Genomic DNA, 23,258 nt, shown 5'->3' on the forward strand with positions numbered 1-23,258 from the left:
TCGAAACAGGAGGTCCCGTAATGATCATCCTTGGAGTCATCCTTGCGATCCTCGGGTTCGTGCTCGCCGTCCCGGTGCTGTGGACCATCGGGATCATCCTGGTGGTCGTCGGACTCGTGCTGATGCTTCTCGGCTCTGCCGGGCACGCTGTCGGTGGCCGAGCACACTATTACTGACCCGCCCGACCGTCGTCGGCGACTGCCCGGGAACGACTGCCCGGGAACGGGCGCCGACCCGATTCGCCAGGCGCCGATGCGGATTCGGTCCGGCTCGACAGGCGGTTTCGCGTCCCACGATCCTGGCGGCGGGGCGGGGCCTGACGTTCCCCGGTACGGGGTCGCCCACGTCACCGCAAATGCTTCTGCGGGGCGACACTCGTCCAGATCCAGGCGGTGACACCCGATGGCGGGCGGACTCGCTCGGTCCCTCGGGGATCATGTACCGGCAGAAGCGAACTCGTCCCCCTTCTCCAGCAGCGCACCAAGTGCTCTCCGAGCCGGTCCTCCAGCAGTCGAGGCGTCTGGACACCGACCACAACCTCGGGTGCCAACTGTGGCTCGGCATCGAGAGGAGCGCCGATGACATCGTGCCGGATGACCTGTTCCTGAACGGCATCGGCCTCGGCGTGGAACCGCGGGCATGCGCTCGGCGCATGCCCGCGTCGAACTCGCCCGCAACGAACGCACACTTCGGTGCACCCTGCAGCCGGGGAACGGCCCATATGAGCGGGTCGGCCTCCGTCAGGTGGTAGCTCGACCGGTGTGCGAAGTACTCGCGCATCTGTCCCAGGTGCCGCCATCACGCAGGTACGCGGCTGTCGAACCGTCGCTGACCCGGCGCCTGCGAGAGCGTCGAGCTCGGCGTCGGCATCGTCGCCTCCTGCCACGTCGGCCCGGAGACGAGCCAGGAATCGCCGCTCCATGGCCGTGTGCACCCCGATCGGATCGCCGATCCCGTTCCCAATCGGGATCGGCGGCCATCGCGGGCATCGGCACGGGTGAGGACGTGTCGCAGTGATCGACCATCCAATCGAGGTTCCACTTGATCGGGCTGTTCAAAGTCACTCCATGTGCGCCGCGTGACCTGGAGAAACGGAAACCGGGGTCGACCGTCCCTCGTGACCTCGGAAGGGGAGGAGGGCCATCCTGTTTGCGGTGCGGCCTCGATGGGTACCACGTAGGGACCGGATCCAATCCGGCAGCGCGCGGTCACCTGTTTCCAGGACGCGCGTGACCAACGCCGGCAGCACGCTTCACCCGTCCCGTGCGCGCTGGCGGCGTCGTGGACTGGACGCACGGTCTGTTGTCCCACCTGGTGAGGGTGCTACACCACAGGTGGCTTCGACCGTGAAGCTGACGGCACCGTGACCTCGCTGTCGGTCGATGATTCACCGGCCCACGAAAGCCGAAACGGCGGTTGAGCAGACAGCTGCGGTTGACCAGGTGGAGGTTTGCCGTGCACATCCACATCTACTGTCTCGATCGACCGTTGATCGAATCCTTCGATTCGATGGCCTGCCAGCCAACCGTGGCGGCCCCGGTCGGGGATCTGGACGCACCTGCCGTGCCCGACTTCCTGAAGGGAATCGACCGGGCTATCGGCAGAGCGCTGCGGACCCTGATCGTCGACCTCTCGGGTGTGGGTTTCCTCAGCATTTCAGGCGTGCAGGCGCTCGTGGATGTGCGGGACAGAGCGACCTGCACGGGGTTGGCGATGCTCCTCGTGACGGACGCTCCGACCTCCGGCCACACACTGCGGGCCACAGGTATGACACCCCACTTCGACTGCTTCCCGTCCGTGCGGGCCGCGGCCGAGGCCCGTCGTGGCGAACTGGCGGCGCACTTCCACCTCGAGTCGGTGCGGCCCGGAACCGCCTGATCGAGGTGACGGCCACGGTGACGAGCGAACACCGTGTGGGCAGACCCGCTCAGCTGTGCCCTGTCGACCAACCCCGGACGGTGTGAATCCGGCTCCGGTCGACTTTCGTTGCGCGCCGGAGGTGATCACCGATCACCGCGGCACCTCGCGTTCCGGGACCTCCCCGACACGATCCGGTGATCCCCCGGTCAGACCGGGGTGGTGCCCGCCCGGCTGCCGGGCTCGAGCGCCGCCGGTTCGGCCGGTGCGGCGGTCAAGCGTTGGTAGGCGCGGGCGGTGTCTGACGCGATCCGGTCCCACGAGTACCGCGCGCTCGCGTGTTCGCGGCCGGCGGCACCGAGTGCCGCTCGGGTGGGTTCGTCCGAGAACAGGCGTCGAAGCTCGGCGGCGAGCGCGACGGGGTCGCGTGGCGGCACCAGGATGCCGGTCACGCCGTGAACGACGGTGTCGAGCAGTCCGCCGACGGCCGCGGCGACCACGGGCACACCGCACGCCATTGCCTCCAGCGCAACGATGCCGAACGGCTCGTACCAGGGGGTGCACACCACTGCATCCGCCGAGCGCAGCAGGGTGGGCATCCGCTCGCGGGCGAGGTTCCCGCAGAGGGCAACTCGGTCGCTCACCCCCAAGGTGTCGGCGAGGGTGCGCAGGCGCTGGGCTTCCGGGTCCGTCCGTGGTGTTCCGTCCGGCGGACCACCCGCGATCACCAGTTCGACGTCGGGCAGGTCCGTCAGGGCGGAGATCGCCACGTCGAAGCCCTTGTGTGGCACGAGCCGGCCCCCGGTGACGATTCTTCGGCGGGCACCCTTTCGGGCGGCGTAACCGTTGGGGCTGAACAGATCCGGGTCCACCCCGTAGGGCACGACCGACACATGGGTGCGCCGAGGACCCATCCGGGCGATGTCGATGACCTCGTCGGTACACGGGGCGATGATCCTGCCGGCGCCCCGAGCGAGCAGTTCTTCGATGCGGATGCGGTCCGGTGGGCTCGCGGCGCCGTCGTGTCGGCGCTCGAGGACGCCGAGCGTGTGGAATGTCTGCACGGTCGGGCAACCGAGACGGCGGGCCGCGACCTGGGTCGCCAGACCGGACATCCAGAAGTGGGCGTGCACGACGGTCGGACGATCAGCGGACCAGCGGGCGTGGAGGTACCGCGCGAAGGTGCCCATCAGCGGCAGCAGTTCGCCCTCGGGGAGCGGGGCGGCGGGACCTGCGGGCACGTACACGACCCGATAGCCCGCGTTCGCGATGGCCTCGTCGGGCAGCGACCGGGCGTCGCGCCTGGTGTACACGGTCACCCCGTGCCCGTGCCGGGCCAATCCGGCCGAGAGTTCCGCGACCTGCCTGCTTCGTGTGCCGCCGGACCGGTCGAGTGGGTCGGCGTGGTCACACACCATCGAAATCTTCATCGTCGCTCCGTTTCCCGGCGACGCGTCTGGGTAGGCAGCGCGAGACCCGGGGCCGCGAGCCGCCGCCACTGACCCCCGGAAGGACCCGGGCCGCGGGTGCCGCCGGTGGGCAACACCGGCACCGTGGGAGCGTGCCGGTCCGGCGTGACCGCTGCCGCCCAGGACCCGCCTTCGTGCGGCAGGATCGTGGTCCGCGGTGTATCCGTCATGATCCCGGGGTGCCACCGTGCGAGCACCGTCAAACGGGGGCACCGTCAAACGGGGGTGCCGGCTCAGTGTGTCGCGAGTGCGCGCTCGGCGAGCGCGGTGACGACGGGGGTGAGGGCCAGCGCATGCTCGAGCGTCAGGTGGTTGTCGTCGCGGAAGACCAGGTTCCTGCCGACGATGACGGGGCAGCGGTCGGCGGTGCAGAACAGGTCCGTGAGGTCCGCGTACTGCCCGCCGCCGGCGGCGGTTGCCGCGGCCTCGGCCGCGACACCGGCGGCGTTCACCGCGACGGGGCGCGGGGGCGAGCACGCGGTCGCGTCGTCCAGATGGGCGGACAGGCACGTCGGCACGGTCGAGTGCGGGTCGGGGACCGGACCGAGGACGAGCACGGCCGCCCCGGTGGCCCGCAGCCGGGCCACGACGCGCGTGAGGCTGTCGAGCCAGGCGGGTCCGTACATGGTGAACCCGAAGTCGCCGCCGTAGCGCCGGGACATGCTCAGCACGATCAACTGCGGACGCTCGGCCTGCAGTCGCTCGAGGATCTGACCACGCCACTGTTCGCACTCGGTGTACTCCCGGCCGAGGTACGGGCTGGTGATCGGCAGGTCGAGGAGTGGGCAGGTGACCTTGCCCATGGTCTCGAGCCGCCAGTGTCGTTGCTCTGCCGCCGATTCGAGCGCGGGATCCCACATCGCGGCGTGCGAGTCGCCGACCAGGGCGACCGTCGTGGTCGAGGCCGGCTCGCCCGAGACGCACTCGCTCTGTCCGACCTCGAGCCAGGACCGCACGCAGCCGTTGACGAACACCCCGGGCTTGTCGGCCGGCGCATCGGCCAGCGACGGCGACAGATTCGACGGGACCTCCGGGGTCGCGGCCGACTGCGTGACCGCGGTCTGGACCTGCGCGGTGAGCTGTTGCACCTCGGCGTCGTGGGGGTCGACCGACGGTGTCGCCACCGGCGACGCGGCGGTGACCGTGAGGTCCGCGGCCGCCGCGCCGTGGCCGACCGGGACGGGACGTGCGACCAGCAACACCAGCCCGGTGCACACGGCCACGGCCGTGACGGCGGCGCCGAGCGCGAGGCTCCGCGACGCCGAATCCCGCAGCCGCGCAGCGAACCGGACCGGATTCTCGACGAGGTGCAACGTGAGCACCGCCAACCCGGCGGACAACGCGACCGCCCCGAGCCGTCCGGACAGGTCGAGGGAGTGGCCGAGCAGCGCCGGCACCAGCAGCAGCACCGGCCAGTGCCAGAGATACCAGGAGTAGGACACGCGGCCGACCGCCCGGATCGGCGACAACGAGAGTCCGCGGCCGACGCCCAGCCGTGACGCGGCGCAGCCGGATCCGATCACCAGGACGGTGCCCAGGACCGGAAGCAGTGCAGCGGTCCCGGGATAGGGTGTCGTCTCGCCCAGCCGAGTGCAGGCCAGGACCAGCAGGGCCAGTCCCGCCCACCCCACGACGGCCGCGACCGTCGACGGCAGCCGACGCCAGCCTGGTGCCGAGAGCGCGACCAGCCCGCCGGCGGCCAGCTCCCAGGCACGCGACGGCAGCGAGAAGAACGCCCACGGCGGCAGCGTGTCGGTCCAGGCCAGCGACACTGCGAACGACGCCGCCGCGACCAGGGCGAGCACGAGCACGTACGGCATCGCGGATGCCGTGGCGGCCGTGCCTCGGCGCCGCGCGAGGTGTCGAACCAGCACCGCGGCCCCGACGATCAGTCCCGGCCACAGCAGGTAGAACTGCTCTTCCACACCGAGGGACCAGTAGTGCTGGAACGGCGACGGCGGGGCGTCCGCCGCCAGGTAGTCGGTGCCGTGCAGGGCGAATCGGTAGTTCCCGACGTAGAGGGCGCTGGCGATCTCGTCGCCGAGGACGTCCCGGGCCTGCAGCGGAGGCAGCAGCAGCGCCGACACGAACGCGGTGACGACCAGTACGAGACCCGCGACGGGCAGCAGCCGACGGGCCCGCGCGCCGTAGAACCGGGCGAGGCCGACCGTGCCGGTGGTCGACACGTCCCGCCACAGCATCCCCGTGATCAGGAAACCCGAGACGACGAAGAAGATGTCCACACCGACGTACCCGCCGTCCAGGCCGGGTACGCCCGCGTGGAAGAGGACCACCGCGACCACCGCGACGGCCCGCAGGCCCTCGATGTCCGGACGAAAAGTGCTCCCGGACCGCGTGGCAGCGGCATCGGCCGAGCTGTCGCCGTCGAATCGGCGTTCGTGTACTGCAGTGGCAACCGTGTTCACACCCACCAGCCGTCCTTCCCCGAAAGTCCAGCCCCCTCGCACGGCCGGGTCGGACGCACGGGAACCGAGGTCTCCTGCGGGGCCGGCCGCGGCATGCGCGAGCATCATTCCATTGGTGGCCCGATGCGGCCCCGAGCCACGCCGGAGCCGCGTTTCCGCGTGAACTCTAGCGTCGGCGTGGACCTTCCGATGCCCTGGTGGTCCGGATCGCAGGCCGGGCCGCGGCTTTCCGGGGCGGCGGTTCCGACGTCGATCCGAGGAGAGGCGTCAGTGGGAGATCCGCCGGTGTGCCGGGGGAGGCGCGCTCGACCTCGAGGTCGGGTACCTCGAGAAGCCCCGGGTGGGGTGGGGTAGCGGCTCGGGAGCTGACAGGACGGCCTGGGTGCGGTGCCGTCGCAGGCTCCCCTCTGGTGTCGCCCGGATTACCGGGGCCTCGAACGACCCTGGACCAGAATAATGTCATAAGGCTCGTTATCGGCATTATCGGTTTCCACTCCAGCTGTCGTCACACCGAAAACCCCGCCCCGACGGGGCGGGAGCCACCGGCGCGGTCTGCCGGGCAAATGCAGTGCACCCGACCGACAACGCCCGCACTCGCCGAGAAGCCGGAGGGTGCGGGCGTTGTCGGGTATCCCGTTGTCGGACGGGGGAGGGGCCGGTCTCAGGCGGTGACGGCTGCCCGCATCCGGGGCACCGCGACGGCGACGAGAGAACCGACCAGGGCCGCGCCGGCGGCCACCAGGAATGCGTAGCGGAATCCGCTCTCCGAGTACACGACACCGTGCGGGCCCGCGGCCAGGACGTTCTGGGCGAGCACCGCGAAGCCGATCGTCGAGATCAGGGTGCCGCACAGTGTCTGGGACACGCCCACGAAGTTCGAGCCGACCGCCCGCTGCGTCTCGGGCAGCGTGAGCAACGCGAGGTTCGGCACGGCGGCGTAGATCATGCACCCGAGACCGAAGACCATCCATGCGACCAGGACCACCACGGCCATCTCCGGCATCGTCGAGAGCAGCACCGCGCTGGCCGCGATGAGCACCGCTCCGATGATCAGGTGCCGCCGGAACCCGATCGTGCGGGCCGTCGCCCCGACGACGAAGCCGCTGACGACGATCATCAGCTGGCCGGGCAGCAGCCACATCGCCATCGTGGTGGCCGAGAATCCGAAGCCGTACGGCGCGGCCTGGGCCGGTGTCTGCAACATCATCGGGACGATCGTCGCCAGGAGGGTGGTCGCGCCGTAGGCGAGGCCGCCGCCGATCAGGACGAACCGCAGGGCGGGGTTGGCGATGAGTTCGAGCCGGATCAACGGCTCCTCGGTCCGGCGCTCCCACCAGACCCAGGTCGCGAAGCCGGCCACCGCGGTGGCCGCCAGAGCGATGATGCGCGGATCGCTCCATCCCCACACCTTGCCCTGGGACAGGCACAGCATGATCGCGAGCATGCCGATCGCGAGCAGCGCGGCACCGAGCCAGTCGATCCGGCTCCGTGCACGTACGGGGGTCTCCGGCACGAACAGTGCGGTCAGGACCGCGCCGACCGCACAGAACGCACAGGCGAACCAGAAGACGGCGCGGAACCCGAGGTGGTCGATGAGCACGCCGCTCAGGAACAGTGCGCCGACACCGACGGCACCGACTCCGGTGTTGGCGATGCTGATCGAGATCGACTGCAGGCGTGCCGGGAACACGTCGCGCACGAGCGTGTATCCGATGGCCAGGCAGGCGAAGCCGGCGCCGGAGAGGAAGCGACCGAGGACGAAGATCCAGAAGACGGGTGCGGTCGCGGAGAGCAGGGCGCCGGCCGCGCCGATGGTCGCGGTGACGACCAGCATTCGCTTCTTGCCGTAGGTGTCGGCGAGCTTGCCGAGGATCGGGGACGCGAGGGCGCCGGCGAGGGTGAACGCGGTCATCACCCACACCACGTTGGGGGTGGCGAATTCCTGGGCGACCTTGGGCAGGGTCGGGGCGATCAGCGAGAAGCCGAGCGCCGACTGCTCGGTGAGCAGGAGCAGGATCAGCAGCGTCCGGATCCAATAGCTGGTCGGTCGTTCCGGCGTCGTCGTGGGTGGCGGGACGAGTGCGGACTCGTCGGCGCCGCCGGGGGAGGTCGATACGGACATGTGTTTTCCCTTCGCAGCTGTCGGTGGGGAAGAGGGGTGCGGGGCTCGTTTCGCGGTCGTCGGGGTGCCTCAGGGGCCTGGTTGGGGACGGGTCGGCGGTGCCGGGACGAGGGTGGGCTCGTCGGCGCCGCCGACCGGTTGACTACGGGTGGTCCGGCTGTCGCCGGTCAGCGGAGGTCGAAGTGGGATTCGATCGGGGCGCGCTGCTCGTTCCAGACGTCGACGAGCCGCCACGGGCTGGCGACGATCACCCGCCCGGAGTCGTTGCGGTAGTAGGTGTGTGCGGTCGGGGTGTGCCGCCAGACGGTGTGCTCCATCGCCGCGTCGATGCGGGCGTTGTACTCGTCGTGTGCGGCGCGGCTCGGTTCGAGCGACGTCGCGCCACGCTCGGCGAGCAACCGGAGGCACTCGACGAGGAAATGGGCGGTGACCTCGATCGCGAAGTTGTTGCCCGCGCCGTGACCGGGATTCGCGTTGGGGGCGGAGGTGATGAACAGGTTGGGGAACCCCGGTACGGTGCCGCCGCGGTAGGCGCGGGGGCCGTCCGCCCATTCCTCGACCAGGGCCATCCCGTCTCGGCCGCGGATGTCGAGGCCGGACAGGAAGTCGAGGTGGTATCCGGTGGCGTACACGATGGCGTCGACGGCGACGAGGCGACCGTCCGTGGTCACGATCCCCTCCGGGACGATGCGGGCGATGCCGGCGACCTCCAGGTCGACGTCGGGTCGGGTCAGGGCGCGGTAGTAGCCGCCCGGGTCACGGATGATGCGTTTGCCGAACGGTGCGAAGGTCGGGGTGACCTTGGCTGCGAGTTCGCTTCCGGCACCGAAGGTCTCGTCGATGTAGGCGAGGCAGTCCTGGAGCAGCATGTCGTTGGCGGGGGAGATCGACAGGTGCTCGCTCGCCCAGTCGGGGTCGACCACGACCACCGGGTAGGCGTTGTCCGAGGAACCGTGGAAGGACTTCAGGCGCAGCCAGTTCGCGTAGAACGGCAGGTTGCGTTGCAGCCAGCGCTGTTGTTCGGGGACGTCGTCGCTGCGGCGTTTGCGCGGGGCGACCCAGTGCGGCTGGCGCTGGAACAGGGTCAGGTGCGCGACGTCGTCGACGACGGAGTCGACGATCTGCACCGAGGTGCAGCCGGTGCCGATCACCGCGATCCGTTTGCCGGTCAGGTCCAGGGCCGGGTCCCAGTCGCTGGAATGGATGCTGACACCGGCGAAGTCGTCGAGTCCCGGGACGTCCGGGTGCTTGGGCCGGTTCAGGTAGCCGGCGGCGGTCACGACCGCCGTCGCGTACGAGCGGCCCCGGCTTCCGTCGGCGGTCCGCCACCGGATCTCCCAGCGGGCGGCGGCGTCGTCCCAGACCAGTGCGTCGACCTCGGTGCCGAAGCGGGTGTGCTCCCGGATCCCGTGTTTGTCGGCGACGGCGCGCAGGTACTCCTGGTACTCGCCACCCTTGGGGTAGTAGCTGGACCAGTCCGGATTCAGTTCGCTCGACAGCGAGTAGTAGGCGGCCGGCGTGTCCACGGCCACGCCCGGGTAGTTGTGGATGTGCCAGGTTCCGCCGACCTCGTCGTGGCGTTCGAAGATCTCGTACGAGACGCCGGCGCGCCCGAGGTCGATCGCGGTGGCGAGGCCGGCGAGGCCGGCGCCGACGATCGCGACGGACGTGGTCGCCGGGATCGGCGTCGTCCGCGGCACACTCGGCCGGTCCTCGCGAAATCCGGCCTGTTCGAGCAGCATCGGCAGGAACTCGTCGGCGACCGTGACGCCGAGGGCGAGGGGGGCGAGCCGGGCGAACAGGGCCGCATCGACCGCGTTCGTCGGCGAGCCGGTGGCCGCGCCGCCGGCGGTGACGGCGTCGACCAGCCGCGCGACGATCTCGGCGGCGACGTCCGCCGGTGCGGTCCCGGCCATCTCGGGGGGATTGGGCACGTGGGAGATCTCGCCGGCGTATCGGTCGAGCAGCGTGTCGTCGCCGGTCATCTGCACGAGAACCGCGAGCAGCACGGCCGGGTCCGCGGAGGACAGACACGTGCGCAGCTGCCGTGTGTCGACCGGGTCGGGGCCGGTGATCGGCGGTTGCGCATCAAGGACGGGGGACATCGTCTCTCCTCGGGAAGGGTGGTTTCGGCCGCGATGCACGACACGCGCCCGTTCGTATGACGGATCGGGAGTGATGTGGAGCACACTAGGTGACACTCAGGTCGGTGTCCATACTCTTAATCTAATAACCAGACTGTCAGTTCAGTCTTTGAATGAAAAGTCTATTCAAACCGGCGGAGATCCGATACCGTCCGACAACCATGAACACCTCGAATTCGGCCCTGAGCCCCTTGAGATTTGACGGTCAGGTGGCGTTGGTCACCGGTGTCTCCACCTTCGGGTTGGGCCTGACCTACGCCCAGATGCTCGCCGAACGCGGCTGCGCGGTGGTGGTGAACGATCTCGGCCGGGACTGGTCCGGCAACGCCAACGAGCCCGGCACCGACCACGCGGTGCGCCTGATCACCGAACGCGGTGGAACCGCGGTCGGGGTGACCGGGGATGTCGTCACCGAGTCGGCCCGGATCGTCGAGGACGCCGTGCGGTCCTTCGGCCGCCTGGACATCGTCGTCAACAACGCCGGTGCCGGCGGTGATTTCGACACCCAGGTCGACGTGCACCTGCACGGCTCGCACCGGATCACCGAGGCCGCGTGGCCGCACCTGGTGGAGTCGGGTGACGGGCGCATTCTCAACGTCGCCTCCAATGCGACCTGGGGGTCACCGGCGATGCCCGGATACGGTGCGGCGAAGGGCGGCATCCTCGCCCTCACCAGGACCCAGGCGATCGTCGGCGCCGGGTCCGGTGTGCGGAGCAACGCGGTTCTGCCCGCGGCGTGGACCCGGTCGACCGCGGGCGTGGAGGCCGCCGGGTTCCGGGAGTTCATGCGCGAGCACTTCCCGCCCGAGGCGGTGGGTGCGTTTGCGCTCTACCTGCTGCACCGGGACACCGAGCTCAGCGGGGAGGCGTTCACGGTGGGCGGCGGGCTGGTCTCGCGTGTCGTGCAGGCCGAGACGACGGGCGCGCTCGCGCTCGGCCACACGCCCGAGAGCTGGCCCGCGCTGATCGACCAGGTCATGGATCCGTCGGCGATCACCCTGTCGGCGAGCATGTGGGCGCAGCTCGACGGGTTCGCCCGCCGCATGGGCCCGGACGTGTACGCGCAGTGGACCGCGATCGGCATCTCCACGACGGTCGCCGCCAAGGTCGGCAGCTGACCTCCCGCACATCCCACAGGACGGAGCCACACCCATGCACGGACTCGACCCCGACGTCGCCTCGTACCTCGCGGCCCGGCAACAGTATTGGAAGCCGATGTACGAGGCGGGCGTGGAGGCGTCCCGCACGATGATGGAGGCGCTGCCGCGGGCGGTGGCACCCGAGATGCATCGGGTCGACGATCGGGTCGTGCCCGGCCCGCACGGCCCGATCCCGATCCGGATCTACCGGCCCATCGAGGCCGCGGTTCTGCCCGCGATGTTGTACTTCCACGGCGGCGCACTGGTGATCGGCAGTGTCGAGTCGTTCGACTCGATGGCACGGTTCCTCGCCGACGCGACCAGGGCCGTCGTCGTCAGCGTCGACTACCGGCTCGCGCCCGAGTTCCCGTTCCCGGTCGCCTCCGACGAGGCCTACGCCGCGACTCGCTGGGTCGTCGACCACGCCGCGGAGCTGGGGGCGGACCCCGGCCGGGTCGCGGTCGCCGGCGACAGCGCCGGCGCCACGCTGGCGGCCGGTGTCGCGTTGCGTGCCCGGGACGAGGGTGCGCCGGCGCCGCTCTTCCAGCTGCTTGTGTACCCGGGCATCGACCGGAGTCTCGACTGGCCGTCGGTGCGCGAGTTCGCCGACGGTCCGATCGTGACCGCGGGCGACATCCCGTGGTCGATGAACATGTACCTCGGCGACGACCCGAGCCGCGACCACCCGTACGGGGTGCCGAGCCTCGCGGACGACCTGTCCGGATTGCCCCCGGCCATCGTGGTCACCGCGTCGCACGACGTCGCCCGCGACGGTGCGGAGGACTTCGGGTGCCGCCTGCGGGACGCCGGGGTCCAAACCGCGCTGTTGCGCTATCCCGGTGTGGCGCACGGATTCCTGATGCACGCCGGCGAACACGCCCGGGCCCGCCTCGCGCTGGCCGAGATCGGCGGCCTCGCCCGCGCGAAGTTCGCGACCGCCTGAGTCAGCGGGAGGTGCTGCGCCTGGTGCCCCGGCCGGTCGAGGCCGGGGCGTCGGCGTTCAGCGTCGCCCGCCACACGTCGGTCAGCGTGTCGATCGCGGCCTCACGGTCGTGCGGCCACCCCCGCACCAGCCAGGTGTTGAGGAACAGTTCCAGCCCGCTGATGAGCAGCAGGGCGCGTCGTTCGGCCTCGTCCGCGGGGAATCCGCTCCACAATTCGGTGTTCGCGGTCAGGGCCCGGACGAACCGCTGATGGTACTCGAGGTAGAAGTCGTCGTAGTTGACCAGGCGTGCGGCGCCGACCCGGAGCTGGTCCCCGCTGCTCTCCCAGGTGTCCACGACCCGGCTCATCCACTCGCGCACGGCAGGCCGCGACCAGTCGGTCAGCTCGCCGAACGCGCGGTAGAGCTCCTCGGCCCCCGCCCAGAGCTCCTCGACGAGCGCCCGGACGATCGCCTCCTTGCTGGGAAAATACGAGTACAAGGTGGCGCGGCTCATGCCGGCCGCCCGGGCGATGTCCTCGATCGTGCTCTCGGTGTAGCCGCGTTCGCCGATCAGTCGGGCGGAGGTCTCCAGGAGATGCGTTCGGGTCTGGAGCTTCTGCCGCTCACGCAGCGACAGCACCGCCTCGGGTCCGGTATCCATACCAGGAGTCTATATTTCGGACGCCGGGGGATTGCCTGTTCGGTGCAGCTTGCCGCCGCTTCTCAACCGGGATGTGGCGAGGCCGCCGGAGCGCACACCCAGCTCCAGCGGCCTCTCGGATCGGGCGCCGCACTCACCGGTGGTGGATTCGTGCGCGCCCGAGGGTCACATCAACCAGTCGACTGTGGAGCGTGTCCGCACCCCCTCGACGGGTGGCGCACCTGGCCCGGCATCCCGTCCATGCAGGAGCCGCCGGCACGCGAGGGACGGAGGTGCAGCGTGTCGGCGGTTGTGGCGCGCGTGCAGGAGGCAACCTCACGCGCGCACCGGATTCGATCCGGCTCCGATGGGCTACCCACCGATGCCACGCCGCAAACAGGACAGCCCGACTCCGGCGGTCGCAGTTGCCATGACGTGGTTCGTGGAATTGTCGACAAGTTCTTCACTACTCGTTCCGATCTGTGATCGGTCACGGCGCCTGCCGGGTCGGGTCGCCACCGGCGGGGGCGGGTTGAACGATGTGTGTGGCCGAGTCCGTTCGTGGCGGGCCGGGTCGGATCGATCTTCTCGGTCTGTTACCAATGGTAGGAGACCTCGCTGTGAATCGGCTGGCAACAGCGTTTCGGTGAGTGGTTGTCGGTTGAACTGCGCCTACTGTGGCGTGTAGTCGCCCATACCCGAGGGAGGCGAGCCACCATGGGCCCCACGACATTCAACGGCCTGCCGATCCATCCACTGCTGGTTCATTTCGTGGTGGTCCTGGTTCCGCTGTCCGCCCTGCTCCTGCTGCTGTCGCTGTGTTGGCCGGCCGCCCGGCGACGCCTCGGGGCCGCCACTCCCGCGGTTGCGTTGGTGACGCTGATCTTGGTGCCCGTGACCACTCACGCCGGTGAATGGCTGGCGCAACGGACACCGCCCGACCCACTGGTGCAGATCCACACCGAGCGCGGCGAACAGCTCCTGGTCTGGTCCGTGGGCGTCTTCGTCGTCGCGCTGCTGTGGTGGGCGCTGCACCAGCCGCGCGTCCAACAATGGTGGAGCGCACGTACCGGATCCACGCCGGGGCGGGCCTATCGCGGGTTGGCGGCCGGACTGGCGGTGGTGGGGATCGTCCTGGCCGTCGGATCGGTGGTCCAGGTCTATCGGATCGGGGAGAGCGGAGCCGCGGCGGTGTGGACCACCCAGGACCAGTAGACCAACTCGACCCGGTGATCCCTGGCGCACTTCGTGGTCTCGTCCTCACAGAGCGGTGGGATATGTCTCGGGGCGTTCGCCTTCGATCCAGACGCTTGTGCATTCGAGAGGCTCGAGTGCACTGGTCGTGTCGACGTGGATGACGGCATCGAATTGCTCGGCCACCCGGGCGTGGAAGTAGTGACTCTGTCGCTCGGTCGTCGGAAGATAGATCACCCCGATCGCCCTTTCGATGCGTGCAGTACGCAGGGTGTCGGCGACGACGTCCTGTTCCGTGGTGCGGATGAGGAACGATTCCTTGCCCACTTCGTGGAGGAGAGCCTCAATGCTGCCGGGAAGGGCGGGGCGGACGACCTTCCGCTCGGCGATGCCTCCCCACTCGCTCGCCGCGGTGACGGTGCCGTGGTGCGTGGTGAACCCGATCAGACAGCTGTCATCCCGATGTCGTTCGCGGACCAGGTGGCCGACCGTGACCTGGCCATGTGCGCCGGCTTCGGTTGCCGTCGCGTCACCGACGTGGGAGTTGTGCGCCCACACCACCACGCGTGAGGGGGCCTCACCCCGGCGGTCGAGGTGCGTGATCAGGGCGTCGAGCGTGTCGGTCATGTGGTGGTCGCGGAGGTTCCAGGAGGCCACCTGTCCCCGGAACATGGCCCGATAGTATTGCTCCGCGTCGCGGACGCTGTGTGCATTGCGTTCGGCGTAGAACTGCGCGTCCTCTGCATCGGCCCCGTTGCTGCGGACATAGGTGATCGCGTGACGTTGCAGATCCAGCAGCTGTTCGACGACCTGCCTCTCGCGGGACTCACCTGCCCCGAATGCGGCGACATACCCGTACGTGTGCCCGTCATCGCGGGAGATCTGGTCGAAGCAGGCGTAGCGCTGCCGCGCACGGCGGGCGGCGTCGGGATCGACCCGGTCCAGATAGCTCACGACCTCGTGCATCGATCGGTGCAAGCTGTAGAGGTCGAGTCCGTAGAATTCGACCTCGGGCTGATCGCCGCTGACGTGCTCGTTGTGCTGGCGCAGCCACGACACGAAGTCGAGCATGATGGTGTTGCGCCACATCCAGGCCGGGAAGCGCGCGAACCCTCGCAACGACTCTTCGGCCGAGGTGTCCACGCCCTGACCGTGGACGTACCGGTTGATGCGAAAGGCGTCGGGCCAATCCGCCTCCACGGCAACTGCCGTGAACCCCTTCTCCTCGATCAGAGTTCGCGTGATTTCAGCGCGTGCTGCGTAGAACTCCTGAGTTCCGTGCGAGCTCTCGCCGATCAACACGATGCGTGCGTCACCGACGAGATCTAAGAGATCCTCACGATACGGAACTCCGCCGGGTGCATCCCTGCACGCACGGCGGAGTGTGTCCGCAGCTGTTCTGAACTCGCGGACCCCGACGTCGCGAGTGGTTCGACCGACAGTGGGAGTGTGCAGAAGTGCTCGCACCTCGTCGTCGGTCACCTGACCGAAGTCCCAGAAGGACGCACCCACGGCCGTGAACGGGAAGGGCATCGTCGCGCAGATGACGTCGTCGACCATCGCGCCGAGTTGCCGGCAGGTCGATTCGGGTGCCGCCGGCACCGCCACGATGATCTGGGCGGGCTCCTGCCGCCGCAGTGCGTCGAGGGCGGCGAACATGCCGGCGCCGGTCGCGAGACCGTCGTCGGCGACGATGACGATCTTGCCGGCGACATCGGACGGCGGCGTATCCCCGCGATATGTCTTTTCTCGACGGTCCAGTTCGTGTGCTTCCCGCTCGACGACCTCGCGCAACTGATCCGGCGTGATGTCGAGATCGCGCAGGGTGTCGTCGTTGACGACGAGTGAGCCACCGCTGGCGAGGGCGCCCATGGCGAACTCCTCATGTCCCGGCACACCGAGCTTCCGCACGACAAAGGTATCGAGCGGGGCGTCCAGTGCTGCCGCGATCTCCCACGCGACCGGGACTCCGCCGCGAGCGAGACCCAGCACGACGACACGGTCGTTGTCTCGATAGGCGGCAAGCAGTTCCGCAAGTGCCCGCCCTGCCTCCCTCCGGTCCTGGAACACACGTCCGGGCCGCTGCGCCGGGATCTTCGTCACGTCACTCATGGGATCGGCCCTCCTCGTTGTCGACCCGGATCGCGAACGTCAACCGGACGCCCCGATACTTCTGGCCGCCCGCGACCGGGTGCCGCTCGATCGCTGATTCGGTGCGGCCGCACGGGCATCGCATTCGGCGGCGATGATCGTCGCTCGTTTCTCCGCACCCTGCCCCCGCGTCTCGCTCGGCCTCTGCCTCACGGGACTCCCCCAGCCTCCGGTTCTCGGGCCATCCCGGGCTTCAGACGTGTCGGGGGTTTGGACATCTTCGAGCTCGACCAGTGTGACCTCGACGCCCCATTCGGGTGTGCTGGTGTCGAGGATCTGACGGATGGCCCAGCTGATGGCCGCGGGGTTGGCCAATGCTTCGCCGAGCGAGTGTTGTCCCACCACGTTCCGTAAAGCGGTTTTCGCGAGCTGGTTGATCGCGACATCGCCATTCTCGATCGTGACGACGGCTTTCCGCGCGTCGACGACGCGGTAGTAGGCGACTGCGGCGACGTCAACGCTGATGTCGTCCCGGGTGACTACGCCCCGTGACCGGATGGGCATGGGGACAATCCGCATTGACACCGCGGTCAGTCTGTCCACGACGGGAATGATCAGCACCAACCCGGGATTGTGGACGGCGATGATTCTGCTGAGTCGGAAGTGCACGCCCTGCTCGCACTGGTTCACGACACGAATCGACTCGGCCGACAGCAACACAGCTCCCACAACAGCGGCGACGGCAGCGGCAACGATGGCGGTCACAACGTCTCCGACCCCTTCAGACCTTCGGTGTGTCTGCCAGTCAACCGGTGGACGACGGTGTTACGTCAGGGTCTGCGGTCACCAGCGGGAGAGGACTTCGGCAGTCGTTCGGGAGAGCGGGCTGAGCGCACCGGTACCGGTGCGCCGGAATCGATGACCACCGGCCCTATCGCCGCACGGGAGGGAGGCGTGTGATGGAGGGGTCCGACGACTTCGACTCGAGAAGCGAGACCGATCTCGCCCGCCACCTTCCTCCCGGCAGTGACGTGGCGGGGGCCGGTGCCCCGAATCGACCGCTGCCGTGTCCGGGGCGATCGTCGGCGAGCGGGAGCTTCGGGCCTCTCCGACCCCACCGGTCGGGGCGACGCCGAGGTCATCTGTAGTCGTGGAGGTCCTGACGTGGATGCTGTCGAAGCGAATGCCCCGGTGGTGGTCGGTGTCGACGGGTCCGCCGCCTCGTACGCCGCGGTCAGCTGGGCTGCCAGGGAAGCCCACCTTCACCGAAGCCCGCTGCGCATCGTTTCCGCGCTCGGCGCCGTCTCACCGCACGGTGACCTGCGCCTGCCGCAGAGCTATTTCGCCGAGCGGAATCGCGCGGTCCGCGACCACCTCGACGAAGCCGCGGCCATCGCCCACACCACCGACACCACGACGACCATCACCGAGATCACCACCGACGTGCTCGAAGGCGCGGAGCGGCCCGCTCTGCTCGAAGTGTCGAGGTCCGCGCGGATGGTCGTCGTCGGTAGTCGCGGTTTCGGTCAGGTGACAGCGGCGCTCGCGGGCTCGGTCGCGGTTGCGCTCGCGACACACGCCCACAGTCCCGTCGTGGTCATCCGCGGCCAGGCCGGTCAGACTTCCGGGACGGGGGATGTCGTCGTCGGCGTGGACGGCACCGAGAACAGCGTGCGCGCGCTCTCGGTGGCGTTCGCGGAGGCCGCACTGCGCGCCACCGGTCTGGTCGCGGTCCACGCGTGGTCGCAGTTCGCCCTGTCGACGGCCTATTGCGATCAGCTGGACATGGAGTGGGACGCGGTAGATGTGGCCGAACAGGCGGTTCTCGCGGAGAGGCTTGCCGGCTGGCACCAGCGGTATCCCGAGACGCCGGTCGAGAAGACCGTCGTCCGGGGAAATGCGGCCAAGCAGCTTCGGGACCGGGCGGAGGGCGCGGAACTGCTGGTGGTCGGCACCCGCGGACGCGGTGGTTTCGCGGGCATGCTCATGGGGTCGACCAGCTCGGTGCTGCTGCACACGGCGGAGTGCCCGCTGATGATCGTCCGATCCGACCGACCGGACGGAGTCGCCGGATGACGACGTTCGGGCACCGAGCCGAGCGCGGTGACCGTCCCGCACAACGACGCTCGGGAAGGACTCGCGTCGTCCCGGCCAGTGACGTCCGGCCCTGGCCACGATCCGGGCCGGAGCGAATCCTGGGAGTTGGAGCGTCCTGATCCGGCGGGTCGCGCGGGATCGCAAGGCGGTGAGGCAGGGTGGCATCCCTACGACCACTGGATGCGTGTTTCCTCGAGGTCGAGGAGGCCGACGGCAGGGCAAACCTGGCGATCGGTGCCGTCGCCGTGCTCGAGGGCCCCCCACCGACGCGATCGGAGTTCGCCGCCGCGGTCCGTCGGCGCATCGCGGCGATACCGCGGGCTCAACAGGTCGTGCACCGTGTGCCGCTGGATCTGGGCCTGCCGGAGTGGGCCGAGGCCGAAGGGTTCGACGTCGAGCGTCACATCCGGCGGGTCGCCCTGCCCGACCCCGGCGACGACGCGGAACTGTGTCGACAGATCGAGAACGTGATGGCGGTTCGGCTGGATCCGGACCAACCCCTCTGGCAATGCTGGGTAATCGAAGCACTCGCGCACGGCCGGTGGGCCCTGCTCATGAAGCTGCACCATTGCATGGCCGATGGAATCTCCGGAGCGAGGCTGTTCGAGTCGCTGTGCGATCCGGTCGATCGGACAGCCGCCACCGAGTCACCGAACACGATCCGAGGGGCCCCGGGGTCCGCGGGCGCAGCCGTGTCCGCTGGTGTCGTGTCGGCGCGGTGGCTCACGGGCGCGCTGCGCTCACCGCGAAAGTCCGTCGCACGCATCGTCGATCTGGTCGCGGGCTCGGCGGTCCTCGCCGGGCGGGTGCTGTGGCCGTCGGCCGGATCCTCGTTCAACGGCCCGCTCACCCGCCAACGGCGGTATGGCATCGCCCGGGCATCGATGTCGGAAGTTTCGGCGATCTGTGACGCCTTCGGGGTGACGATCAACGATGTGGCCCTGGCCGCGGTCAGCGGCGCCGTGCGACGGCTGCTGATCCGGCGGGGGGAAGTGCCGGGCCCGCGTACGATTCGATCATTGGTGCCCGTTTCGTACCGGGCCAGTGGAGGCGGGGCCACCACGCTGGACAACGAGATATCCCTGATGCTCCCGTACCTGCCCGTTGACGTCGCGGACCCGGTCGACCGACTCCACACGGTGCACTCACGCATGTCCGCGGCCAAGTCCGACGGGGAATCCGGTGCCGGTCACGTCGCGACGGAACTCGCACGGCTGGTGCCGTTCGCCCCGCTCGCATGGGGGATGCGGCTGATGCTGCGGTTTCCTCAACACAGCGTGGCGGTGGTGACCACCGACGTCCCGGGACCTCCGGTTCCGCTGCGACTGCTGGACCGGAGGGTCATCGAACTGTTGCCGTATGTCCCGATCGCGGTCCGGCTTCGCCTGGGCGTCGCGGTCATGAGCTACGACCAGCGACTCTCCTTCGGTGTCACAGGGGATCTCGACGGCGTCCCCGATCTGGACGAGTTGTGCGACGGCATCGAATCCGACCTCCGCGAACTGCGCCGGGCAGCCGCCCGGCACGGCGACGCACACTCGTGACAACGAGGAGACCCATGGATGCCACTGTCCCGGCCGGCCGCGACCGCGAATCCGGGGCCCGGGTGGCCGCGGCCGGACGCGAATTCCGGGCGGTGATCTTCGACCTCGACGGAGTCGTCACCGACACCGCGACGCTGCACCGCCGAGCGTGGAAGGCGCTCTTCGACGGCTTCCTCGCAGGCCACGACCCGACACAACCGCCCTTCACCGACGAGGACTACCTGTCCTGGGTCGACGGGAAGAACCGGTCGGACGGGGTTCGCTCCTTCCTGGCCTCACGGTCCATCGCCACGGCGGAGGACGCCGCACCCGGCACCGACATCGCGAGTGTGTCCCGGCTGGCCGATCGGAAGGACCGCCTGTTCCACGAACTGCTCGACGCGGAAGGGGTCCAGACCATCGCGCCGACCGTCGACCTGTTGCACCGTCTGCGCCGTGCAGGCGTGCTCGTCGCCGCCGTCAGCGCGAGCCGGAACGCCGCGGCCGTGCTCGCCCGCGCTGGACTGATCGACGATTTCGACACGAGGGTCGACGGAATCGATGCCGAGCGGCTCGGCCTGGCAGGAAAGCCGGACCCGGCGCTGTTCCTCGAGGCGGCCCGGCGCATGCACACCGACCCGGTCGAGATCGTCGTGATCGAAGACGCAGAGTCGGGTGTCGCAGCCGCTCACCGGGGTGGGTTCGGCCTCGTCGTCGGGATCGGCTCGAAGGGACGCGCGCACGCTCTCGAACGTCGGGGCGCGGACGTGGTCGTGAACGGGGTGGACGAGGTGGAGTGGGCGATCCGCGGAGCCGGTTCGCCCCCGGCGGCACACGATCGGACATCGACGCCGTGAGTTGGTCGGCAGCCGTCCCGTCGTCCCCGGTGGCCGAGGGGATCACTGCCGCCGATCCGCAGGAGGCGCTGGATCGGCTGCTGCGCGACCTGCGCTCGCGCCGGGAGGGCCTGTCCAGTCGTGACGCCGAGCGTCGGTTGACCGTGGCCGGCACCAACGACCTCGTACGGAAACGCGGGCATGCCTGGTGGCGCGAACTGCTCCGCCAACTGGTGCATCCGCTGGCCCTGCTGTTGTGGTTGGCCGCCGCGCTCGCCGCGTTGTCGGGTTCGGGGCCCCTCGCCGTCGCGATCGTCGCGGTGATCGTCCTGAACGCGGCTTTCGCCTTCGTCCAGGAACGGCACGCCGAACAGGCGGTCGAGGCACTGTCGGCGTATCTGCCGCCCCATGCCCGGGCACTGCGGGACGGCGTGGAACGCCAGATCGACGCACGCGAGCTGGTACCCGGTGACGTGGTCGTGATCTCCGAAGGAGACCGGGTGTCGGCCGATGCGAGGTTGCTGACCGGTGCGCTGGAAATCGACACCTCCACGCTGACCGGGGAATCCGCGCCGGTCGCGGTCGCAGTCGACATCGGCGACAGTCACGTCCCGCTGATTCAGGCCAGGGACGTCGTCTTCAGCGGAACCACCTGCACTGCCGGCGAGGCCACCGCGGTCGTGTTCGCCACCGGAATGCGGACCGAGCTCGGACGGATTGCCGCCCTGTCCCAACGGATACGGCACGAGGAGAGCCCGCTCGAGCGGCAGGTGAAACGGGTCGCCTGGCTCATCACCGTCGTTGCGGTCGGCATGGGCGTCGCGTTCATACCCCTCGGCACCGTGGTCGCCGGTCTGTCGTTCGGCGACACGGTCACCTTTGCGATAGGGCTCCTGGTCGCGAACGTCCCGGAAGGCCTCTTGCCCACCATCACGCTCGCTCTCGCGGTCGGGGTGCGCGCGCTGGCGCGGCGGGGAGCGCTCGTCAAGCGGATCTCCGCCGTGGAGACATTGGGATCGACGAGTGTCATCTGCACCGACAAGACCGGCACCCTCACCCTCAACCGCATGCGCGTGGCCGGCCTCCGGACCGCCGAGGGCGTCATCGACCTCGGCGAAGCGGTCGAGCCGGCCGCGGTGGGCACGGCGGCGCAACGGCTGGCCCTCGCGGCTGTGTGCTGCAGCAATGCCGAATTCGAGTCCGTCGACGATCCGGGTGGGGCGGTGAGTGTCGAGGTCGGGGATCAGACCGAGTTGGCGTTGCTGCACGCCGCCGCGGCGCTGGGTGTCGAGCCGCGGCGCGACCCCTCCGGCCGGATCGCGCAATTCCACTTCGATCCGAATCTTCGGCGCATGTCCACGATCGACGCGACCGGCGACGGTGTCTGCGTGCACACGAAGGGTGCCCCGGAGGAGGTGGTCGCACGCTGCACCCGGATAGCCGTCGGTCGCGACACGGACAGGGCGCTGACGGACGACGACCGTACCTGGATCGACGCCTCGGTGACTGCCTGGGCGCGGCAGGGTCGTCGTCTACTGGTTCTCGCGGACCGCCGCGTCGATGCCGGCACGGCGGCAGGGCTCGATCGTGACGAGGCCGAACGAGATCTCGTCTTTCTCGGAATCGCGGCGATGATCGACCCGCCACGACCGGAGGTACCCGACGCGGTCGAGCGGTGCCACACGGCGGGAATCCGGCTCGTCGTCGTCACGGGCGACCACGCGTTGACGGCTCGGGGGATCGCGGAAGGGGTCGGCATCGGGCGCGACGGCCTGCGGGTGGTGGGAAGCCGTGAGATGGAACGGATGCCCGACCGTGACCTCGATGCGGTGCTCGCGGCGCCTGGCGAGCTGGTCTTCGCCCGGAGCTCCCCGGAAACGAAACTGCGTATCACCGACGCCCTTCAAGCACAAGGGAACATCGTTGCGATGACCGGCGACGGCGTCAACGACGCGCCCGCCCTCCGCAGCGCCGATATCGGTGTCGCCATGGGGCGATCGGGTACCGACGTCGCACGGGAGGCAGCCACCATGGTGCTCACCGACGACAACTTCGCCACGATCGTCAAGGCGGTCGAGGCCGGTCGCCAGGTCTACGACAACGTGCGAAAGTTCATCATCTACATCTTCGCGCACGCGACACCGGAGGTGGTGCCGTTCCTGATCTACGCGGTGACCGGAGGAGCCGTGCCGTTGCCGCTGACCATCATGCAGATCCTCGCAATCGATCTCGGTACCGAGACCCTGCCCGCGCTCGCACTGGGTCGTGAACCCGCAGAGCCGGGGTTGATGGATCGCGCACCGCGACCCCGCACCCAGTCGGTGATCGACGGCCGCATGCTGGTGCGCGCCTGGGGTGTTCTCGGAGGGGTGTCGGCGGTACTGGTGATGGCCTTGTTTCTCGGCACGCTCGTTGCGGGAGGCTGGTCGCTGGGGGCGGACGTCGACACCGGTCCGTTGCACCACACCTGGCAGCAGGCCACGACGATGACCTTCCTGGGCATCGTCGCATGCCAGATCGGTACCGCGACAGCCGCGCGCACCCGCCGCGCCTCACTTGCCGAGATCGGGTTCGCAACGAACCCCCTGTTGCTGTGGGGCATCGCATTCGAAGTGTGTTTCGCCGCGCTCGTGGTGACGGTTCCGTTCCTGCAACGCGTGTTCGGAACCGTCGTCCCGGAGCCGTGGCAGGTCGTGGCACTCGTGCCGCTGCCGTTCCTGGTCTGGGGCTGTGACGAAATGCTGCGCTGGCGGGCACGACGGAAATCACGGCGCGAACAGGGAACTGCCGAGTGA

At 69.3% G+C, this 23,258-nt stretch carries 16 protein-coding genes; 9 read left to right on the forward strand and 7 right to left on the reverse strand.

Annotated elements, in window-relative coordinates; translation table 11 throughout:
* Positions 1-20: 20 nt before the first annotated feature.
* Positions 21-176, forward strand: coding sequence for a DUF6131 family protein (locus tag ABD951_RS24195; RefSeq protein WP_345351473.1), 156 nt, complete (start codon positions 21-23; stop codon positions 174-176).
* A 1,333-nt stretch (positions 177-1,509) separates the two neighbouring features.
* Positions 1,510-1,878: an STAS domain-containing protein gene (locus ABD951_RS24200; RefSeq protein WP_345351476.1), complete on the forward strand. Its 369-nt coding sequence runs from the start codon at positions 1,510-1,512 to the stop codon at positions 1,876-1,878.
* A gap of 188 nt (positions 1,879-2,066) precedes the next feature.
* Here the strand turns inward: ABD951_RS24200 and ABD951_RS24205 are convergent, their stop codons facing one another.
* The 4 genes from ABD951_RS24205 to ABD951_RS24220 form a co-directional block, all read right to left on the reverse strand.
* Positions 2,067-3,287 carry a glycosyltransferase gene (locus ABD951_RS24205; protein ID WP_345351479.1) on the reverse strand — a complete coding sequence of 407 codons (1,221 nt, stop codon included), beginning with the start codon at positions 3,285-3,287 and terminating at the stop codon, positions 2,067-2,069.
* Between the two features lie 272 nt (positions 3,288-3,559).
* Entirely contained in the window at positions 3,560-5,752 is a 2,193-nt protein-coding gene (locus ABD951_RS24210) for an acyltransferase family protein (protein WP_425569950.1), read from the reverse strand.
* A gap of 661 nt (positions 5,753-6,413) precedes the next feature.
* Positions 6,414-7,874, reverse strand: coding sequence for an MFS transporter (locus ABD951_RS24215; RefSeq protein ID WP_345351482.1), 1,461 nt, complete (start codon positions 7,872-7,874; stop codon positions 6,414-6,416).
* 167 nt (positions 7,875-8,041) lie between these two features.
* A complete protein-coding gene (locus ABD951_RS24220) occupies positions 8,042-9,979 on the reverse strand; it encodes a flavin-containing monooxygenase (protein WP_345351485.1) in 1,938 nt (645 codons plus the stop codon).
* A gap of 200 nt (positions 9,980-10,179) precedes the next feature.
* Between ABD951_RS24220 and ABD951_RS24225 the strand changes: the two genes are divergently transcribed.
* Complete coding sequence (locus ABD951_RS24225; RefSeq protein ID WP_345351488.1) at positions 10,180-11,136, forward strand: SDR family NAD(P)-dependent oxidoreductase; 957 nt, start codon at positions 10,180-10,182, stop codon at positions 11,134-11,136.
* A gap of 34 nt (positions 11,137-11,170) precedes the next feature.
* Positions 11,171-12,100, forward strand: coding sequence for an alpha/beta hydrolase (locus ABD951_RS24230; protein WP_345351491.1), 930 nt, complete (start codon positions 11,171-11,173; stop codon positions 12,098-12,100).
* Position 12,101: 1 nt separating this feature from the next.
* Here ABD951_RS24230 and ABD951_RS24235 read toward each other — a convergent pair whose 3' ends face one another.
* Complete coding sequence (locus tag ABD951_RS24235) at positions 12,102-12,743, reverse strand: TetR/AcrR family transcriptional regulator (protein WP_345351494.1); 642 nt, start codon at positions 12,741-12,743, stop codon at positions 12,102-12,104.
* A 696-nt stretch (positions 12,744-13,439) separates the two neighbouring features.
* On the opposite strand from ABD951_RS24235, the gene ABD951_RS24240 reads away from it, so the two are divergent.
* Positions 13,440-13,937 (forward strand): DUF2231 domain-containing protein, encoded by a 498-nt coding sequence (locus tag ABD951_RS24240; RefSeq protein ID WP_345351497.1) that lies wholly within the window; start codon positions 13,440-13,442, stop codon positions 13,935-13,937.
* A 45-nt stretch (positions 13,938-13,982) separates the two neighbouring features.
* On the opposite strand, the gene ABD951_RS24245 is transcribed toward ABD951_RS24240, so the two are convergent.
* Together ABD951_RS24245 and ABD951_RS24250 are read right to left on the reverse strand one after the other, a co-directional pair.
* A complete protein-coding gene (locus ABD951_RS24245) occupies positions 13,983-16,028 on the reverse strand; it encodes an erythromycin esterase family protein (protein WP_345351500.1) in 2,046 nt (681 codons plus the stop codon).
* A gap of 39 nt (positions 16,029-16,067) precedes the next feature.
* The gene (locus ABD951_RS24250; RefSeq protein WP_345351503.1) at positions 16,068-16,772 is read right to left on the reverse strand and encodes an SPFH domain-containing protein; all 705 of its coding nucleotides are present in this window, start codon (positions 16,770-16,772) and stop codon (positions 16,068-16,070) included.
* Positions 16,773-17,171: 399 nt separating this feature from the next.
* Between ABD951_RS24250 and ABD951_RS24255 the strand changes: the two genes are divergently transcribed.
* From ABD951_RS24255 to ABD951_RS24270, 4 genes are all read left to right on the forward strand, one after another.
* A complete protein-coding gene (locus ABD951_RS24255) occupies positions 17,172-18,083 on the forward strand; it encodes a universal stress protein (protein ID WP_345351506.1) in 912 nt (303 codons plus the stop codon).
* A gap of 179 nt (positions 18,084-18,262) precedes the next feature.
* Positions 18,263-19,648 (forward strand): wax ester/triacylglycerol synthase family O-acyltransferase, encoded by a 1,386-nt coding sequence (locus ABD951_RS24260; RefSeq protein WP_345351509.1) that lies wholly within the window; start codon positions 18,263-18,265, stop codon positions 19,646-19,648.
* A gap of 14 nt (positions 19,649-19,662) precedes the next feature.
* A complete protein-coding gene (locus ABD951_RS24265; RefSeq protein WP_345351512.1) occupies positions 19,663-20,484 on the forward strand; it encodes an HAD family hydrolase in 822 nt (273 codons plus the stop codon).
* Positions 20,485-20,513: 29 nt separating this feature from the next.
* Entirely contained in the window at positions 20,514-23,258 is a 2,745-nt protein-coding gene (locus ABD951_RS24270; protein ID WP_345351515.1) for a cation-translocating P-type ATPase, read from the forward strand.

Source organism: Rhodococcus olei, from assembly GCF_039540555.1.
In the GTDB taxonomy this organism is placed as follows: Bacteria; Actinomycetota; Actinomycetes; order Mycobacteriales; family Mycobacteriaceae; genus Rhodococcus_G; species Rhodococcus_G olei.

Excerpts from the sequence above, each read along its gene's own strand:
- ABD951_RS24240 (WP_345351497.1), top strand. The coding sequence starts at position 13,440 with ATGGGCCCCACGACATTCAACGGCCTGCCGATCCATCCACTGCTGGTT.
- ABD951_RS24225 (WP_345351488.1), top strand. The coding sequence starts at position 10,180 with ATGAACACCTCGAATTCGGCCCTGAGCCCCTTGAGATTTGACGGTCAG.
- ABD951_RS24235 (WP_345351494.1), bottom strand. The coding sequence starts at position 12,743 with ATGGATACCGGACCCGAGGCGGTGCTGTCGCTGCGTGAGCGGCAGAAG.
- ABD951_RS24245 (WP_345351500.1), bottom strand. The coding sequence starts at position 16,028 with ATGAGTGACGTGACGAAGATCCCGGCGCAGCGGCCCGGACGTGTGTTC.
- ABD951_RS24220 (WP_345351485.1), bottom strand. The coding sequence starts at position 9,979 with ATGTCCCCCGTCCTTGATGCGCAACCGCCGATCACCGGCCCCGACCCG.
- ABD951_RS24205 (WP_345351479.1), bottom strand. The coding sequence starts at position 3,287 with ATGAAGATTTCGATGGTGTGTGACCACGCCGACCCACTCGACCGGTCC.
- ABD951_RS24215 (WP_345351482.1), bottom strand. The coding sequence starts at position 7,874 with ATGTCCGTATCGACCTCCCCCGGCGGCGCCGACGAGTCCGCACTCGTC.
- ABD951_RS24195 (WP_345351473.1), top strand. The coding sequence starts at position 21 with ATGATCATCCTTGGAGTCATCCTTGCGATCCTCGGGTTCGTGCTCGCC.
- ABD951_RS24200 (WP_345351476.1), top strand. The coding sequence starts at position 1,510 with ATGGCCTGCCAGCCAACCGTGGCGGCCCCGGTCGGGGATCTGGACGCA.
- ABD951_RS24230 (WP_345351491.1), top strand. The coding sequence starts at position 11,171 with ATGCACGGACTCGACCCCGACGTCGCCTCGTACCTCGCGGCCCGGCAA.
- ABD951_RS24265 (WP_345351512.1), top strand. The coding sequence starts at position 19,663 with ATGGATGCCACTGTCCCGGCCGGCCGCGACCGCGAATCCGGGGCCCGG.